We start from the raw sequence: 14,324 nt of genomic DNA, 5'->3' as shown, positions 1-14,324 counted from the left end.
TCCCCCGCACCGAGGAACCGCCCGTGCTCGCCGTGCTGCGCCACCGCGCCTACCGCCGCCTGTTCGCCGCGCAAGTAGTGGCCCTGGCCGGGACCGGGCTCGCCACGGTCGCGCTCGGCCTCCTCGCCTACGACCTCGCCGGGGCCCGCGCGGGCGCGGTCCTCGGGACGGCGCTCGCCGTCAAGATGCTCGCGTACCTGCTCGTCGGCCCCGCCGCGACGGCCCTCGCCGAACGGCTGCCGCGCCGGACCCTCCTCGTCGCCATGGACGTCGCGCGGGCGCTGGTCGCCCTCGCGCTGCCGTTCGTGACCGAGGTGTGGCAGGTGTACGGGCTGGTCCTGGTGCTCCAGTCCGCGTCGGCCGCGTTCACGCCGACGTTCCAGGCGGTGATCCCCGAGATCCTGCCCGACGAGGCCGACTACACGAAGGCCCTGTCGCTCTCGCGCCTCGCGTACGACATGGAGAGCCTGTTCAGCCCCGCGCTCGCCGCGGCCCTGCTGTCGCTCGTCGGATACCAGTGGCTGTTCACCGGGACCGCGGCAGGGTTCGCGGCCTCGGCGCTGCTCGTGGTCTCGGTGGTCCTGCCGAAACTCGCGCCGCGCGGGAAGGTGAAGCGCGCCAACGGGTTCCGGCTGTATGCGGCCGTGCCGCGGCTGCGGGGCCTCATCCTCGCGCACCTGGCCGTGGCCGCCGCGACGGCGATGGTCGTGGTGAACACCGTGGTCCTGGTGCGGGACGTGCTCGGCCGCGGCGACGGGGACACCGCGGTGGCCCTGGGCGCGTGCGGGACCGGGTCGATGCTCGCGGCGCTCGCGCTGCCGCGCCTGCTCGCGCGGACCGGCGACCGCGCCGTCATGCTCCCGGCCGCGGCCGTCCTCGCCGCGGGACTGTCGGTCCTGGCGGCCGCGCTCCGGTGGGAGCTGCTGGGGTGGACGGGCCTGCTGGTCCTGTGGGCGGTCCTCGGGGCCGCCACGGGCGCGATCCTCACGCCCACCGGGCGGCTCGTGGCCTCGGCGGCGGCCCCGCACGAGCGCCCCGCGGCGTTCGCCGCGCAGTTCTCGCTCTCGCACGGCTGGTTCCTGCTCACCTACCCGGCCGCGGGCTGGCTCGCGGCCCAGGCGGGGACGGGGACGGGCGCGGCCGCACTCGCCGCCGCGGCCGCCGCCGCGTGGATCGCGGGGACCGTGGTCTGGCCCGCGGAGCCGGTCTCTACGCCGCGGACTTGCGGCGACGGTTCACCAGGACCGCGACGCCGATCGCGACGGCCAGCAGCACCAGGAGCGCCCCGGCGATGACCGCCGCGTTGTTCCCGGAGTCCTCTTCGGCGGCGGCCTCGGAGGTCGACCCGGTCTCGGCGGGCTCGGACGCGGCGGTGGTCTCGGCGGCGCTCGTCTCAGTCTCGACCGGGTTCAGCGACAGCTCGTCGGGGACCTCGGAGACAGTGAAGCTCACCGCGCCGTCGATGCGGTGGCCGTCCTCGGAGATCACCCGGTAGGCGACGGTGTACTCCCCCGGCTCGCCGTAGAGCATCGGCTGCGTGAACGTGTCGCCCTCGAAGACCGGATCCCCGGCCTCGATGACGGCGCCGTCGGGGCCGGTCACGGCGATCTCGGTGGAGGGCCCGTCGAGGTTCTCGGAGAACGTGGCGGTGACGGCGGCGGGCGCGGTGTCGAGCGCCGCCCCGTCCTCGGGGTCGGTGCCGACCAGACCCGCGTGGGCGGAGGCCGGGGCGGCGAAGGCCAGCGCGAGCGCCAGGCCCGAAGCGGCGGTGAGCGCGGTGCGGACGGTGGAACGGAACGTGGCGCGCACGGCGGTGCGGCGGATTGCGGTCATGTCTGGTGCCTCAAAAGGTCTCGGAGCGGTCGCCCGCCGCGGCGGCGGGGGCGGTCGGCGGTGCCGCGGGGCTAGCCCGCGAGCGCTCCGAGGGGCGGCCCGCGCCGCGGCGCGGCGGCGGCGAAGAGGCGGGGCCGCGGGCGCGGGGCCGCGCAGACGGGCTCGGTCCGCGCGGGCGCGACCGGGACGGCCGCCGTGAGCAGGGCCAGGGCGGGGGCGGCGAAGAGGGTGAGGAGGTCGGCGAGCGCGGCGAGGGCGGCGTCGCCGCGGGCGAGCCACACGGCGGTCGCGGCGGCGGCGAGGAGGTGCACGCCGGTCATGGCGACGCCGGGGTCGAGGTGTTCGAGGTGCCCGGAGGCGAGGGTGAACCACACGTGCAGGACCGCTTGGGCCGCAGTGCAGGCGGCGATGAGGGCGAGGGGGCCGCGCTGGCGGTTCCCGAGCGGGACGGCGGCGGCGGCGACGGCCGCGACGGCGGCGGCAAGGTGGCCGGGGGCGAAGACGTGGCCTCCGGCGGCGAAGTGGAGGACGGCGGTGACGCCGGTGCAGGCGACGGCGAAGACGAGGGCGCGGAACCCTCGGATCAACGGCCTGCCGACATGCACCGAGCGATTCTCGCACAACGTCGCGCAGACGACACGAAGCGACCGCTCCCTGTGAACGGGTCCGCCGGCCGGCTGGAGCGCCCCTCCTCGGGGCGCTCCCTCCCCAGCCGGTCCGGCGGGTTCCCCATCAGGAAGCGGTCGGGGCGCCGACCTTGGCCGCCGTCACCACGGGCGGGTCGAGCGCGGTGTCGCTGTGGCTCTCCTTCCACCAGCGCACCAGGTTGCGGATGTAGATGACTTGGAGTCCGATGACGAGCGGGGCGAGGCCCCACACGTCCCAGACCACGATGAAGGCGATCCACGGGATGCCCCCGAGGACGCCGAGGAGCCAGCCGAGGTTGTTCTTGTTGCCCGCGAGCCAGTAGGCGATGAGCTGGTTCGCGCTGAGCAGTATGGCGACCGCTTGTCTGACGAAGTCGCCGTCGAAATCGAGTGCCATCTAGACCTCCTGGGTCCAGCAGGTCATGCCACCGGCGGGTGCCGCGGCGGTGGAGGGCGCCGGCGGTCCGGCGAGGGTCCGACCGGGTGTACCGGCGGAGGTGTTGGTGTCGGCCGGTCGGTGGACCGGCTCCGGCGGGGGAATGTTGGCGGGGACCATGATCGAATCCTATGGAGGATTCCGGAAAGTGAGTGTCAGGTTACTCACTACGGGTGATGTCGGATCATGGACGCAAGCCGTTCCGGGCATTTCGGGAGGGGCTTCGCTACTGCCGCACGGGGACTCAGGGGCCTCGGCCGTGACGTGCAGTCCTCCAACATGTGTTGTCGGAATGCGCAAGCAATGTGGATCAGCGTAGCGCTCCGGACCCCGAAAAGCGAGACCGTCCGGGGGTTATTTCGGGCCCGCCCGGAAGAGGCGTTCGACCAGGTCCTGCCAGGCGTCGGCGAGCCGTTCGGCACCCCCGTCACGGGCGTCCCCGGGGGCCCGCGGAGACGACACGTACAGCAGGAGCGGGCCTTCGAGGGCCGCGGCGAGCTGGAGGGCGAGGCCCTCGGTGTCGCGCACGCCGATGTCCGCCTGGTTCAAAAGCATCCGGATGTGCAGGAGCGTCAGGTCGACCTCGACGGCGGGGGCGGCGGTGTCGCGGTCCATGGCGGCGCGGGCGACGGCGAGGTTGTCGGTGAGGAAGCCGATGCGCACGCGCCCGTACGCGATGAGGCGCTCGGCGGGGCCGGCGCCGGGGCCCAGCGGCGGGGGGCCGGAGAGCACGAGCTCCTGGAAGCGGTGGGCCTCCTCTTCGAGGAGGGCCTTGAAGATCCCGGCGCGGGTGCCGAAGCGGCGGAAGACGGTGCCCTTGCCGAGCCCGGCGCGCTCGGCGAGTGCGTCCATCGTCACATGCTCGGGCCCGCACTCGTCGAGCATCTCGCGCGCGACGGCCAAGAGCCGCAGGCGGTTGCGCTTGGCGTCCGCGCGCTCGGCGCGCGGCCTGCCCAGAGGTACGACGGGTCGGTCCACGGGATCACTCTACCGGCCGGAAATATAAACGGGGTAAAGTCCGTTTAGTTGGCGAGGGGCCCGACGGCGTGCCCCTCCCGAGAACGACCGCCCCGCCCGCGGGCGCGGTCCACCCGCTTCAAGGAGCCATCCGCATGAACCTGTTCCGCCTGGACGCCAGCATCCTGCCCGGCGCCTCCACCAGCGCCGAGATCGCCGACCTCGCCGAGGCCGAGTGGGCAGCCGCCCACCCCGGCGGCACCGTCGTCCGCCGCCACCTGGGCACCGACCCGCTCCCCGCCGACGCGTGGACGAACGCCACCGTCGGGGCGTTCACGCCCGAGGACCAGCGCGCCGCGGCCCACACCGAGGCCCTGAGCCTGGCTGCCGCGCTCGCCGAGGAGCTCCAGGCCGCCGACGCGGCGATCCTGGCCGTCCCGCTCTACAACTACGGCGTCTCGCAGCACTTCAAGACCTGGGCCGACCTGGTCATCTCCGGCGCCGGGCCGACCACGCCGGTGCTCAAGGGCACGCCCACCGTCCTCGTCACCTCGCTCGGCGGCGGCTACGGCCCCGGCGCGCCCCGCGAGGGCTGGGACCACTCCACGCCGTACCTCCAGCGCGTCCTCGGGGACATCTGGGGCGCGGACCTGACGATCGTCAAGCGCGAGCTCACCCTCGCCGCGACGACCCCGGGCATGGAGGCGCTCCGCGACCTCGCCGCCGACCAGCACCGCCGGGCGCTCGACGCGGGCCGCGAGGCCGGCCGCGCGTTCGCCGGGAACTGAACGCGGGCGCCACGGGGCAGGGCCCGGCGGGTCGACACCCGCCGGGCCCTTCCCCGTCCCCAACCGGCGCAACCGAATCCACTCCCTTAAATCGTCCCTTGTGTTCAAACGGAACGTGAACTGCCACAAGGGATCTGCGCGCCTTCGCCTGGCATCGGCGGTTTATCCTCTTAGCAGCCCCTTCGCCGATGCCTGACAGGGACGGAGACCCCCCTTGACTGACACCGACCCCCCGCCGCCGCCGACGCACACCAGCGCGGACGGCGGCGTCACCGTCGTCGACGGCAACGGCACCCCCGTCGTCCACCTGACGATCGACGCCCTGCGCCTGCCCGCCCGCGAGCTCGCCGAACTCGTCACATGGACCGCGCGCGAGGCCGCCGACGCCGTCAGGGCCGCCGAGGCCCACGAGTCCCGCTCCGCGGCCGACGCCCTCGCCGAGCTGAAGAACCTCCGCGACGGCCTGCGCCAGGACGGCCTCGAAGCCGTCATCGAGCGCAAGCGCGCCGAGTACGGGGCCGACGCCGACGACCTGCCGCCCGAGGACCCGCGGGCCATGTCCCGCATGGGCCTCGCGGGCGAGATCCCCACCGCGGGCCTCGACGCCGCGATCCGCATCCTGGAGCGGTTCCAGCCGCGCCCCGGCGCCCCCACCGAGCTGGTGCCGGTCACCGGGCGCGCCACCGGCCCCGACGAGACCGTCACCGTCGAGTCCACCGGCGAGTACCCGATCGCGGGCGTCCTCCTCGGCATCCACGCCCGCGCGCTGGGGCCCGAGGCGCTCGGCAAGGAGATCACCGAGACCGCCGCGAAGGCCATCGCCGACCTGAAGGACCGCCAGCGCACCCAGATCGACGGCCTCGACCTGCCGCTCACCATGGACCAGGTCGACGGCCTGCCCGGGGAGATGGACGCCTACGGGCAGAAGGTCCGCGGCCAGTACGAGTACCTGCGCCGCCAGCACGACGACATCATCCGCCGACTGCACGGGAAATGAGGACGCCATGACCAGGATCGACCCCGCCGCACTGCGGCAGCTGGGCACCGACATCCAGGCGAACGTGACGCCGACGCTGGAGGAGGCCAACGAGATCCTCCCGAACCTGCGGAGCATCGACCAGACGCTGTACACCTCCGTCGCGCCGTCCCTCGCGATGGTCTACACGACCGCGGTGAGCTACATGAACGAGATGGTCCAGGGCGCGGCCGAGTGCTTCACCACGATGAACGAGAACCTCGACGCCTGCGCGACCACCTGGGAGGACACCGACCAGGCGTGCGCCTCCCAGTTCAAGTGACCGCCCGAACCCGCACCTAGAGCCCCGCCTCCCGAGCCGCAAAGGAACCCGCGCATGTCAATCGGCGCACCCGATCCCAAGAGCTTCCAGGGCATGATGGACACCTTCGCGATCGTCGCGCCCGCCGCGGCCGTCGAGATCGTGCTGCCCGCCTTCACGTTCGGGCCCTCCTGCACCCAGATCGCCCGCATCGTCTACATGAACCAGTGCAACCCCGGCCAGCTCATGATGGTCGGCGCGTACTGGTTCCAACTGGCCGAGAAGTACATCACCGCGGGCAAGGGCCTCGATGAAGAAGTGTCCGCTATGGACTCCGAGGCGTGGGAGGGCGACGACTGCGATGCCTTCCACGAGCAGTCGGGGAAGGTGAGCACGCAGCTGTTCACGATCGCGGCGTTCGCGATCGAGGTCGGCGTGGGCCTGTTCACCATCGCGGCCCTGCTCGCGGTCATGGTCACCGCCTACGCGGCACTGGCGACCTGCCTCATGGCGATGGCCGTCGTGTACTGGCCGCTCCAGGCCGTCCCGTTCACCGCGCCCGCGGCCGCCGCGGTCCGGACCGCGGCCATGTCGATCGCCGCGATGGGGCTGGGGGTGCTGCAATCGCTCGACAGCGCGCTCAAGGTCACCGGCAACTCGATCGCCGCGGCCATCGGCGGGGGCATGACCGTCTCGTGGACGGTGCTCGCGTCCCAGGGGAACGTCGTCAACCCCCTGGAGATGGTGGGCCCCACGGCGTTCAACATGATCCAGGGCCTCGCGCAGCTCGGCCTGCGCAACGCCGCCGCGCCCTCGGGCGGGCGGCACGTCGCGGGCGGCCTCGGGCACCTGTTCGTCGGCGGCCAGGGCGCGTACAACGCGGGGCTCAACGCGAACGACATCGCCGGGGACGGGGACGTCAACGGCGCGGAGGACCCGCGCGCGAAGTACGGCCTGGACCCGGGGAACCTCGACTTCATCCCCGCGATCGACCCGCCGGAGTGGGCCGACGACGACGCGCCCGACTGGGGCGGGCGGTAGCGATGGCGTTCGCACTGGCCTGCGGCGTGCTGCTCCTGGCCTGGCCGGTGCTCCCGGGGCTGCGGCGCCTGGCCCCGTTCAAGGCGTTCCCTCCGTTCCGCGCCTGGGCCGCGCGGCCGCACCCCGATGCGGCCGTGCCGGTACGGGCCGGTCGGCGGCTCGACGAGCGCACCGACCCCGCGGCCGCGGTCGTGGTGGTCCGGACCGCGTGGCGCAACCAGGACTCGCGCGAGGCGCGGCCCTCGCTGCGCGCCTCCCGGCCGCTCGTCCCGGTCGTGAGCGTGGACGGCGTACCGGCCTCGTGGGGCTGGGGCGCGACGGAGCTGACGCTCGCCCCCGGCCCGCACCTGGTCGCGGTCGCCGCGGGCCACTCCCGCTGCTACCGGCGGGTGGACCTCGCGGCGGGCGAGCGGCTCGAACTCGACCACAAGGGCATCCTCGGCGTCGCCGCCGACCGGTTCGCCCTCGCCGGGGAGCTGCGGGACCCGGTGTCCTTCAAGGAGCGGCGCCGCCCCGAGGCGGTCGGCCGGTACTACCTGCTGCTGCTCGCCGGGGCCGCCGCCGCGGCCGCACTGACCTGGACCGTCCTGTCGAACCCCGGCGCCCTCGCCGCGGCCCCCGCCGCCGCGGTCACGGTGGGACTCGGCATCGGGGCCGTCGCCGTCGCCTCGGCGCTGCGGAAGCAGGCGCGGCTGCGGCGCGTCGCCGTCGCCGCTCCGCCGGCCGCGGGCGACTCCCCCGTGGTCCTCGACGCCGACGAGCCCGCCCGCACGGCCCCCGCCCCCGGCTGGGCCGGGCTCGGCCTGCACCTGCGGCACTCGCTCGACCGGTACCCGCCCGAGGCCGTCGCGGCCCTCGCGGGCGGGACGCCGAACCTGTTGCAGCGCTGGCGGACCGTCAGGATCGGCGAACCGGAGGCGCCCGAGTGCCGCCCCTGGGTCCCGGCCCCGGAGGTGCTCCTCGACGGGCGGCCCCTGGACGCGGGCTGGACGCGCTCCTGGACGCAGCTCGCGCCCGGCGAGCACGAGCTCATCGTGCGCGTCCCGGCCTCGGGCCAGGCCGGGCCCGGCACTGATGTGGACCTGAGCCGCGCCGAGCACCGGACCGCGTTCCGCGCCGAGGCCGGGGAGACGACGTGGATCGCCGTGCACGCCGCCGTGGCCGCCGTTCCGGCCGCGCACGGCCCGCACCTGGCGTCGTACGCCCCGGTGCTCCACTAGCGGGCCGCGCCACTAGCAGACCGGGGCCGCACCCCGCCGAGGTATCGATACCATCCGTGTTCGCACACGTGTGCTTGAATACGCGCGTGCATGGAGAGAAACTCGGAGCCGTGATCGGCTTCATCGGCGGCCTGGTCTTCGTCCTCGTGAACGCGGGCGGGCTCCCCGGCCCGCTGCCGCTGGTCGCCCGGATCGTCGGCGTCGCGGCGTTCCTGGCCGCCATGTGGGTCGTGATGCGCCGCAAGCTGCCCGCGGCCGTGCCCCCGGCGCGCGAGTCGCTGCGCACGTACTGGATCGCCGTGGCCGCCGAGGTCGTGGCGATCATCGCGGGCGCCAACGTCATCAACCGCGTGTTCGAGCAGCCGGACCTGACGGTGTGCTGGGTGGTCCTCGTGGTGGGCGTCCACTTCCTGCCGTTCGCGAAGGCGTTCGACGCGCCCGTGTTCACGCCGCTCGCGTGGACCCTCGTCGCCCTCGGCCTCGCCGGCGGGGCCCTGACGCTCGCGACGACGGCGACCGCCGCCGCGGCCACCGCGGTCCTCGCCGGGTTCGTGCTCCTCGGGTTCTCCTCGCTCGGCTCGCTCCGCAAGGCCCCGGAACCGGCCTAGGACGGGCCCTAGAGCGCGGGCAGGACCCGGGTCGTCACCAGGCCGACGTCCCGCATGAACCGCTCCAGGGCGACCGCGGCGATCCCCTCCATCCCGGAGCTGCGCGACAGCTCGATCCCGAGCTCGGCCGCGGCGTCCCCGGGGGCGTCGGCGCGCACGCGCTCGCGCACGGCCGGGAGCAGGCGCTCCCCCAGCGGGAACGTGGTCCAGCCCGCGAGCGCGAGGTGCTCGGGGTTGACGATCGCGACGAGGTCGGCCAGCGCCGCCCCGAGGAACTGCGCGGTCCGGTCGACGGCCGCGAGGGCGGCCGCGTCACCGGCGTCGGCGGCCTCGCCGAGCGCCTCGACGAACTTCCCGCCCTGCACGTCGGCGATCGGGTGCCCCGGTTCGGTCTCGGCGAGGGTGCGCCGGATGCCCGGCACGCCCACGTACGCCTCCACGCACCCGCGGCGGCCGCACTGGCATTCGCGGCCTTCGAACACGAGCAGCGAGTGGCCCCACTCGCCCGCGGTGCCGGTCGCGCCGCGCAGGACCGCGCCGTCCTGGACGATCCCCGCGCCGACGCCCTCGCCGAGGTTGACGACGACGAGGTCCGCGAAGCGGCGGCCCGCGCCGAGCCACAGCTCCGCGGTGGCGACGGCCTTGAGCGGGTTGTCGACCACGACGGGCAGGCCGAGGCGGTCGCGGAGGCGGTCGAGGTGGAGCCAGATCGCGTCGGAGGCGAACGCGGACTTGACGGGCCGCTGCATGCCGCCGGGCAGGAGCACGCCGACGCCGAGGAGGTCCTCGCGCGCGGCCCCGGCGTCCCCGAGGGCCGCGTCGAGGATGCGGGCGGTCCACTCGATCACCGCGTCGGCGGTGCCGACGGGCTCGGTGGCGCGGATGCGGACGTTCGCGAGGCGCTTGAGGGACGTGTCGAACACGGTGGCCTGGAAGTAGCGGTCCTCGACGTAGACCCCGGCGACGAGGCCGCGGTCCGCGTTGAGCCGCAGGCCCGTGGTGGGCCGCCCGATGCCGCTGCTGAGCAGGCCGGTCTCGGCGGCGATCCCGTATTTGAGGAGGTCGCCGACGACGGTGGAGACGGTGGCGGCGCTGAGCCCGGTGTCGTCGGCGAGCTCGTTGCGGGTCGTCTCGCCCGCGGCGAGGAGCGCGCGCACGACGATGAGGCGGGACTCGCTGCGGATGTCGCGGGACGTCCGCCTGGCGACGGGCATGGGTGCTCCACATGGCTCGGTTCGCGGTGACGGGGAAGCCTAGCAAACCGCGCGGAGGCGCGGCGGCGCTCGGACGACCCCGACGGGGGACGCCACTTGGGGGCGGACCGGGCCGACCGGGTACAAATAGGGGGAGCGGATCAACCGTCAGGTGGGGGGAAGCGAGCACACCAATGCACGGCATCGGCGATTTCAGAGACCATTTCGGCGACGACCGGTACCGGACCCCGGTGCGCCCGACGTACGCCCCGCGCCGCGTCCCGCTCGACGAGCCGGAGCGCGAGGGGCGCCTCGGGGACCCGCAGACGCGGGCGCGGCGCATCGCCGCCGCGGCGGCGGCCGTGTGGAACCACGACGGGGTGCAGCTCGGCGGCGCCGACTACGCGCACCCGGTGGACCGGTCCTGGGCCATGGAGACCACCGGGCCGGTGGTCGCGGACCTGCTCGCCGTCCTCAAGGAGCACGGCTGCGACGTGGACGACGAGCAGATCCAGGACGCCGCGGGCGCCTTCGCGATCCTCGCGGCCCGCAACTCCGCCGACTGACCCCGCTAGCCCTCGATCGCGCGTTTGAGGATCGCGATCCCGCGGTCGATCTCCTCGGGTTCGATGACCAGGGGCGGCGCGATGCGCACGGTCGTGACGTGGGTCTCCTTGCACAGCAGGCCGAGCCGCGCGGCCCGCTCGCACACCTCGCGGGCGCTGGGGCCTCCTGCGGCGAGGTCCACGCCCGCCCACAGCCCGCACACCCGCACGTCGTCCACCGTGGACGGGTCGAGTGTGGCGAGGGCCTGCTCCAGGTGCTTGCCGAGGTCGCGGGCGCGGGCCTGCCACTCGCCGGTGGCGAGCATGGCGACGACCTCGGCGCCGACCGCGGCCGCGACCGGGTTGCCGCCGAACGTGGACCCGTGGGTGCCGGGGGTGAACACATCCATGACCTCGCGGTCGGCCACCACCGCGGAGACGGGGACGACGCCGCCGCCGAGGGCCTTGCCGAGGAGGTAGACGTCGGGGACGACGTCCTCCCGGTCGCACGCGAACGTGTGCCCGGTGCGGGCCAGGCCCGACTGGATCTCGTCGGCGATCATGAGCACATTCGCGGCGTCGCAGGCGGCGCGGACGGCCCGCAGGTAGCCCGCGGGCGGGACGACGACGCCCGCCTCGCCCTGGACCGGCTCGATGAGCACGGCCACGGTGTCGGGCCCGATCGCGGCCCGCAGGGCCCCGATGTCGCCGTAGGGGACCGAGTCGAAGCCGCCGTCGTAGGGCCCGAAGCCCTCGTAAGAGTCGGGGTCGGAGGAGAAGCCGACGATCGTGGTGGTGCGGCCGTGGAAGTTCCCGTCGAACACCACGATCCGGGCCTTCCCGGCGGGCACGCCCTTGCGGGTGTAGCCCCATTTGCGGGCGGCCTTGATCGCGGACTCGACCGCCTCGGCGCCGGTGTTCATCGGCAGCACCGATTCCTTGCCGCACAGCTCCGCGAGAGCGGCGAGGAACGGACCCAGCACGTCGGTGTGGAAGGCCCTGGACGCCAGGGTGATCCGGTCGAGCTGGGCCTTCGCGGCCGCGACGAGCCGCGGGTGCCGGTGCCCGAAGTTGACCGCCGAGTAGGCGGCGAGCCAGTCGAGGTACCGCCTCCCGTCGGTGTCGGCCACCCACGCGCCCTCGCCCTCGGCGAGGACCACCGGCAGCGGGTGGTAGTTGTGCGCGCCGTAGCGGTCCTCAAGTGCGGTCGGGTCGGTCGATTCCATGTACTCCCCTTCGGTCAGCCTTGCGGCGCTTCAAGATCGGTCAACGGTTCGGCGGCGACCATGTGGAACAGGCCGCGCACCGCCTCCCGCCGCTCCCCCGTCCGGAGGGTCTCGGCGACCACGACCACCGACACGGTCATCGAGCGGCGCCCGCGCCGCTCCACGACCGCGGTGGCCTCCACGAGGTCGCCGGGGCTGATCGGCTGCGAGAACGCGATCCCGTCCGCGCCCGCGCACACCACGTCCCCGCGGGCCTCGCGGCTCGCGGCCACGAACGCGGCCCGGTCCATGAGCGCCATCGCGGCCCCGCCGAACAGCGTGCCGCGGTGGTTGAGCTGCTCGGGGAAGACGACGTCGGCGATCGTCGGCCCTGCTGCGGTCATGGTGGCCCCTTCCGGTCGGCCCCCAGTATGCGCAGCGGGGATTCGCGCCGGAAGCGTTGCGGATGAGGTTTGTTGTGGAATCTTTCCGCGGGTGTTGTCAACGTTGTGAACACCGCGGGCGGGGTCAGCCCGCGAGCAGCCGCTCCAGGGCGGCGTCGCCCGCGGGGAGCCAGGTCGGCTTGCCTCCGGTCCACCCGTTCACGCCCGCGATGCCGATCTGCCGCAGCCCGAGCGCGCGGCGCAGGGCCCAGCCGCGGGAGCGGCGCACGGTCGCCTCGTCGGCCTCGTAGTGGTCGAAGAGCGCCGTCGGATTGGGGAGGAGCAGCCAGGCTGCGCACAGGTCCGCGGCCGGGTCGCCGGTGCAGAGGTCGCCGAAGTCGATGACGCCGGAGAGCGCGCCGCCCGCGGTGACGACGTTCGCGGGGTGCAGGTCGGCGTGGAGCCACACCGGCGGGCCGTCCCACTCGGGGGCAGCGAGCGCGTCGTCCCAGACCGCTTGCAGCGCAGGGTCGCCCAGGTCCATCGTGAACGTCTTCAGCGGCACGCCGCGGTCCGAGTCCACCGCGGCCTCCTCCGGCGCGGGCCGGTGGAGCGCGGTCAGGAACGCCCCGAGGGCCGCCGCGGACGCGGGGTCGGCGACGGGCGCGGCGTCGGCGGGGGCGCCCTCGACCCAGGTGGTGACGATCCAGTTCGTCGGGAACGCCGCCGTCGGGGCGCCGAGGAACTCGGGGACCGGCACCGGCAGGGGCAGCAGCGGCGCCAGGCCCGGCAGCCAGCGGTGCTCGCGCGCCAGGAGCCGCGGCGCGTCCTCGGTGCGCGGCAGGCGCAGCGCCAGGTCCGGGCCGAGTCGCCACATGCGGCAGCCCCAGCCGCCGTCCACGAGGCGCAGCTCCAGGCCCGCGAGGTCGGGGCGCTGGTCGTGCAGCAGCGAGCGGACCACGGCTTCGTCGGTCGTCAAGTCGTCCAAGGCGAACCCTTTCTGCGGCGTCCGCCTGAGCCTACTTGCGTAGGCTGGGGGCCATGGGAGAGCAGCACGAGCCGTCGCGCACGGCGGGCACGGAGCATTCGACGGCGGGCGCGTACGTCACCGGCGGCGAGTTCACGCGGGACACCAACTACATCGAGGACCGCATCGTCGCCGACGTCGACGCGGCGCTGGCCGCGCCCGTCGAGGCGGCCTCGGCGATCGGGGACCCGCGGATCGCCGGACTCACGGAGGGCTCGGCGGCGTGGCCGGTCGAGGCGGGCCGGTACCGCCTGGTCGCGGCGCGGGCGTGCCCGTGGGCGCACCGGTCGATCATCGTGCGCCGCCTCCTGGGCCTGGAGGACGCGATCTCGCTGGCGACGCCGGGCCCGGTCCACGACGTGCGGTCGTGGACGTTCGACCTGAACCCCGACGGCCGCGACCCGGTGCTGGGCACCGAGCGGCTCCAGGAGCACTACTTCAAGCGGTTCCCGGACTACCCGCGGGGCATCACCGTCCCCGCGATCGTGGACGTCCCCTCCGGGCAGGTCGTCACCAACAACTACCCGCAGATCACCTTCGACCTCTCGACCCAGTGGCGCGCGCTCCACCGCGAGGGCGCCCCGGACCTGGTGCCCGCGGGGCTCGTCGAGGACATGCTGCCGGTCGTCAAGCGGGTGTTCACCGAGATCAACAACGGCGTGTACCGGGCCGGGTTCGCCGGTTCGCAGCGCGCGTACGAGCTCGCGTACAAGCGGCTGTTCGCGGCGCTCGACTGGCTGGAGGACCGGCTCTCGGCGAGCCGGTACCTGATGGGCGCGCACCTCACCGAGGCGGACGTGCGGCTGTTCACGACGCTCGTGCGGTTCGACCCGGTGTACCACGGGCACTTCAAGTGCAATCGCAACAAGCTCACCGAGATGCCGAACCTGTGGGCGTACGCGCGGGACCTGTTCCAGACCCCCGGGTTCGGCGACACGGTGGACTTCGACCAGATCAAGCGGCACTACTACGTCGTCCACGAGGACATCAACCCGACGCAGGTCGTCCCGGCCGGGCCGGACCTCGCGAACTGGCTGAGCGAGCACGGCCGCGAGCGCCTGGGCGGCTCGCCGTTCGGCGAGGGCACCGCGCCGGGCCCGGTGGCCGCCGCTGAGCGGCCGCCGGGGGCGAACCCGCTCTACAGCGCTCCTTAAAGACAGCGCT

At 74.2% G+C, this 14,324-nt stretch carries 17 protein-coding genes; 9 read left to right on the top strand and 8 right to left on the bottom strand.

Features of this window, described 5'->3' with window-relative positions; all coding sequences use genetic code 11:
- The first annotated feature begins 23 nt into the window (after positions 1-23).
- Positions 24-1,295, top strand: coding sequence for an MFS transporter (locus tag ACFFXY_RS07810; protein ID WP_382348019.1), 1,272 nt, complete (start codon positions 24-26; stop codon positions 1,293-1,295).
- Here ACFFXY_RS07810 and ACFFXY_RS07805 read toward each other — a convergent pair.
- The 4 genes from ACFFXY_RS07805 to ACFFXY_RS07790 all read right to left on the bottom strand — a co-directional run bounded on the left by ACFFXY_RS07805 (position 1,210) and on the right by ACFFXY_RS07790 (position 3,894).
- The gene (locus ACFFXY_RS07805; protein ID WP_382348016.1) at positions 1,210-1,833 is read right to left on the bottom strand and encodes a copper resistance CopC family protein; all 624 of its coding nucleotides are present in this window, start codon (positions 1,831-1,833) and stop codon (positions 1,210-1,212) included. The two genes, ACFFXY_RS07810 and ACFFXY_RS07805, sit on opposite strands and share 86 nt — an antisense overlap.
- Before the next feature lie 71 nt (positions 1,834-1,904).
- Positions 1,905-2,438 carry a hypothetical protein gene (locus tag ACFFXY_RS07800; RefSeq protein WP_382348013.1) on the bottom strand — a complete coding sequence of 178 codons (534 nt, stop codon included), beginning with the start codon at positions 2,436-2,438 and terminating at the stop codon, positions 1,905-1,907.
- A gap of 127 nt (positions 2,439-2,565) precedes the next feature.
- Positions 2,566-2,877, bottom strand: a complete 312-nt coding sequence (locus ACFFXY_RS07795; protein ID WP_382348011.1) for a hypothetical protein — start codon at positions 2,875-2,877, stop codon at positions 2,566-2,568.
- Between the two features lie 393 nt (positions 2,878-3,270).
- Complete coding sequence (locus tag ACFFXY_RS07790; RefSeq protein ID WP_382348008.1) at positions 3,271-3,894, bottom strand: TetR/AcrR family transcriptional regulator; 624 nt, start codon at positions 3,892-3,894, stop codon at positions 3,271-3,273.
- Positions 3,895-4,028: 134 nt separating this feature from the next.
- Between ACFFXY_RS07790 and ACFFXY_RS07785 the strand changes: the two genes are divergently transcribed.
- The 6 genes from ACFFXY_RS07785 to ACFFXY_RS07760 all read left to right on the top strand — a co-directional run bounded on the left by ACFFXY_RS07785 (position 4,029) and on the right by ACFFXY_RS07760 (position 8,807).
- Complete coding sequence (locus tag ACFFXY_RS07785) at positions 4,029-4,661, top strand: NAD(P)H-dependent oxidoreductase (protein WP_382348005.1); 633 nt, start codon at positions 4,029-4,031, stop codon at positions 4,659-4,661.
- A 214-nt stretch (positions 4,662-4,875) separates the two neighbouring features.
- Positions 4,876-5,658, top strand: a complete 783-nt coding sequence (locus tag ACFFXY_RS07780; protein ID WP_382348002.1) for a hypothetical protein — start codon at positions 4,876-4,878, stop codon at positions 5,656-5,658.
- A 7-nt stretch (positions 5,659-5,665) separates the two neighbouring features.
- The gene (locus ACFFXY_RS07775) at positions 5,666-5,959 is read left to right on the top strand and encodes a hypothetical protein (RefSeq protein ID WP_359953863.1); all 294 of its coding nucleotides are present in this window, start codon (positions 5,666-5,668) and stop codon (positions 5,957-5,959) included.
- A 54-nt stretch (positions 5,960-6,013) separates the two neighbouring features.
- Positions 6,014-6,979 carry a hypothetical protein gene (locus ACFFXY_RS07770; protein WP_382347999.1) on the top strand — a complete coding sequence of 322 codons (966 nt, stop codon included), beginning with the start codon at positions 6,014-6,016 and terminating at the stop codon, positions 6,977-6,979.
- A gap of 2 nt (positions 6,980-6,981) precedes the next feature.
- On the top strand, positions 6,982-8,199 hold the full coding sequence (locus tag ACFFXY_RS07765) for a hypothetical protein (protein ID WP_382347996.1): 1,218 nt from the start codon (positions 6,982-6,984) through the stop codon (positions 8,197-8,199).
- An 86-nt stretch (positions 8,200-8,285) separates the two neighbouring features.
- A complete protein-coding gene (locus ACFFXY_RS07760; RefSeq protein WP_382347993.1) occupies positions 8,286-8,807 on the top strand; it encodes a hypothetical protein in 522 nt (173 codons plus the stop codon).
- 8 nt (positions 8,808-8,815) lie between these two features.
- Here the strand turns inward: ACFFXY_RS07760 and ACFFXY_RS07755 are convergent, their stop codons facing one another.
- Positions 8,816-10,021: an ROK family transcriptional regulator gene (locus tag ACFFXY_RS07755; RefSeq protein ID WP_382347990.1), complete on the bottom strand. Its 1,206-nt coding sequence runs from the start codon at positions 10,019-10,021 to the stop codon at positions 8,816-8,818.
- 173 nt (positions 10,022-10,194) lie between these two features.
- Between ACFFXY_RS07755 and ACFFXY_RS07750 the strand changes: the two genes are divergently transcribed.
- Positions 10,195-10,566: a hypothetical protein gene (locus ACFFXY_RS07750; RefSeq protein ID WP_382347988.1), complete on the top strand. Its 372-nt coding sequence runs from the start codon at positions 10,195-10,197 to the stop codon at positions 10,564-10,566.
- A gap of 5 nt (positions 10,567-10,571) precedes the next feature.
- On the opposite strand, the gene rocD is transcribed toward ACFFXY_RS07750, so the two are convergent.
- From rocD to ACFFXY_RS07735, 3 genes are all read right to left on the bottom strand, one after another.
- Positions 10,572-11,771 carry an ornithine--oxo-acid transaminase gene (gene rocD / locus ACFFXY_RS07745; protein ID WP_382347985.1) on the bottom strand — a complete coding sequence of 400 codons (1,200 nt, stop codon included), beginning with the start codon at positions 11,769-11,771 and terminating at the stop codon, positions 10,572-10,574.
- 14 nt (positions 11,772-11,785) lie between these two features.
- Positions 11,786-12,154 carry an acyl-CoA thioesterase gene (locus ACFFXY_RS07740; protein ID WP_382347982.1) on the bottom strand — a complete coding sequence of 123 codons (369 nt, stop codon included), beginning with the start codon at positions 12,152-12,154 and terminating at the stop codon, positions 11,786-11,788.
- Between the two features lie 124 nt (positions 12,155-12,278).
- Positions 12,279-13,121, bottom strand: coding sequence for a phosphotransferase (locus tag ACFFXY_RS07735; protein ID WP_382347979.1), 843 nt, complete (start codon positions 13,119-13,121; stop codon positions 12,279-12,281).
- Positions 13,122-13,174: 53 nt separating this feature from the next.
- On the opposite strand from ACFFXY_RS07735, the gene ACFFXY_RS07730 reads away from it, so the two are divergent.
- Positions 13,175-14,314 (top strand): glutathione S-transferase family protein, encoded by a 1,140-nt coding sequence (locus ACFFXY_RS07730; protein WP_382347976.1) that lies wholly within the window; start codon positions 13,175-13,177, stop codon positions 14,312-14,314.
- Positions 14,315-14,324 lie beyond the last annotated feature (10 nt).

The sequence above is a fragment of the Glycomyces mayteni genome, from assembly GCF_042428885.1.
GTDB classification, from domain to species: Bacteria; Actinomycetota; Actinomycetes; order Mycobacteriales; family Micromonosporaceae; genus Glycomyces; species Glycomyces mayteni.
The sequence above is the reverse complement of the archived record's forward strand: the minus strand, read 5'-3'. Positions and strand labels throughout refer to the sequence as shown.

Excerpts from the sequence above, each read along its gene's own strand:
- ACFFXY_RS07795 (WP_382348011.1), bottom strand. The coding sequence starts at position 2,877 with ATGGCACTCGATTTCGACGGCGACTTCGTCAGACAAGCGGTCGCCATA.
- ACFFXY_RS07750 (WP_382347988.1), top strand. The coding sequence starts at position 10,195 with ATGCACGGCATCGGCGATTTCAGAGACCATTTCGGCGACGACCGGTAC.
- ACFFXY_RS07775 (WP_359953863.1), top strand. The coding sequence starts at position 5,666 with ATGACCAGGATCGACCCCGCCGCACTGCGGCAGCTGGGCACCGACATC.
- ACFFXY_RS07785 (WP_382348005.1), top strand. The coding sequence starts at position 4,029 with ATGAACCTGTTCCGCCTGGACGCCAGCATCCTGCCCGGCGCCTCCACC.
- ACFFXY_RS07740 (WP_382347982.1), bottom strand. The coding sequence starts at position 12,154 with ATGACCGCAGCAGGGCCGACGATCGCCGACGTCGTCTTCCCCGAGCAG.
- rocD (WP_382347985.1), bottom strand. The coding sequence starts at position 11,771 with ATGGAATCGACCGACCCGACCGCACTTGAGGACCGCTACGGCGCGCAC.
- ACFFXY_RS07755 (WP_382347990.1), bottom strand. The coding sequence starts at position 10,021 with ATGCCCGTCGCCAGGCGGACGTCCCGCGACATCCGCAGCGAGTCCCGC.
- ACFFXY_RS07805 (WP_382348016.1), bottom strand. The coding sequence starts at position 1,833 with ATGACCGCAATCCGCCGCACCGCCGTGCGCGCCACGTTCCGTTCCACC.
- ACFFXY_RS07765 (WP_382347996.1), top strand. The coding sequence starts at position 6,982 with ATGGCGTTCGCACTGGCCTGCGGCGTGCTGCTCCTGGCCTGGCCGGTG.
- ACFFXY_RS07770 (WP_382347999.1), top strand. The coding sequence starts at position 6,014 with ATGTCAATCGGCGCACCCGATCCCAAGAGCTTCCAGGGCATGATGGAC.
- ACFFXY_RS07730 (WP_382347976.1), top strand. The coding sequence starts at position 13,175 with ATGGGAGAGCAGCACGAGCCGTCGCGCACGGCGGGCACGGAGCATTCG.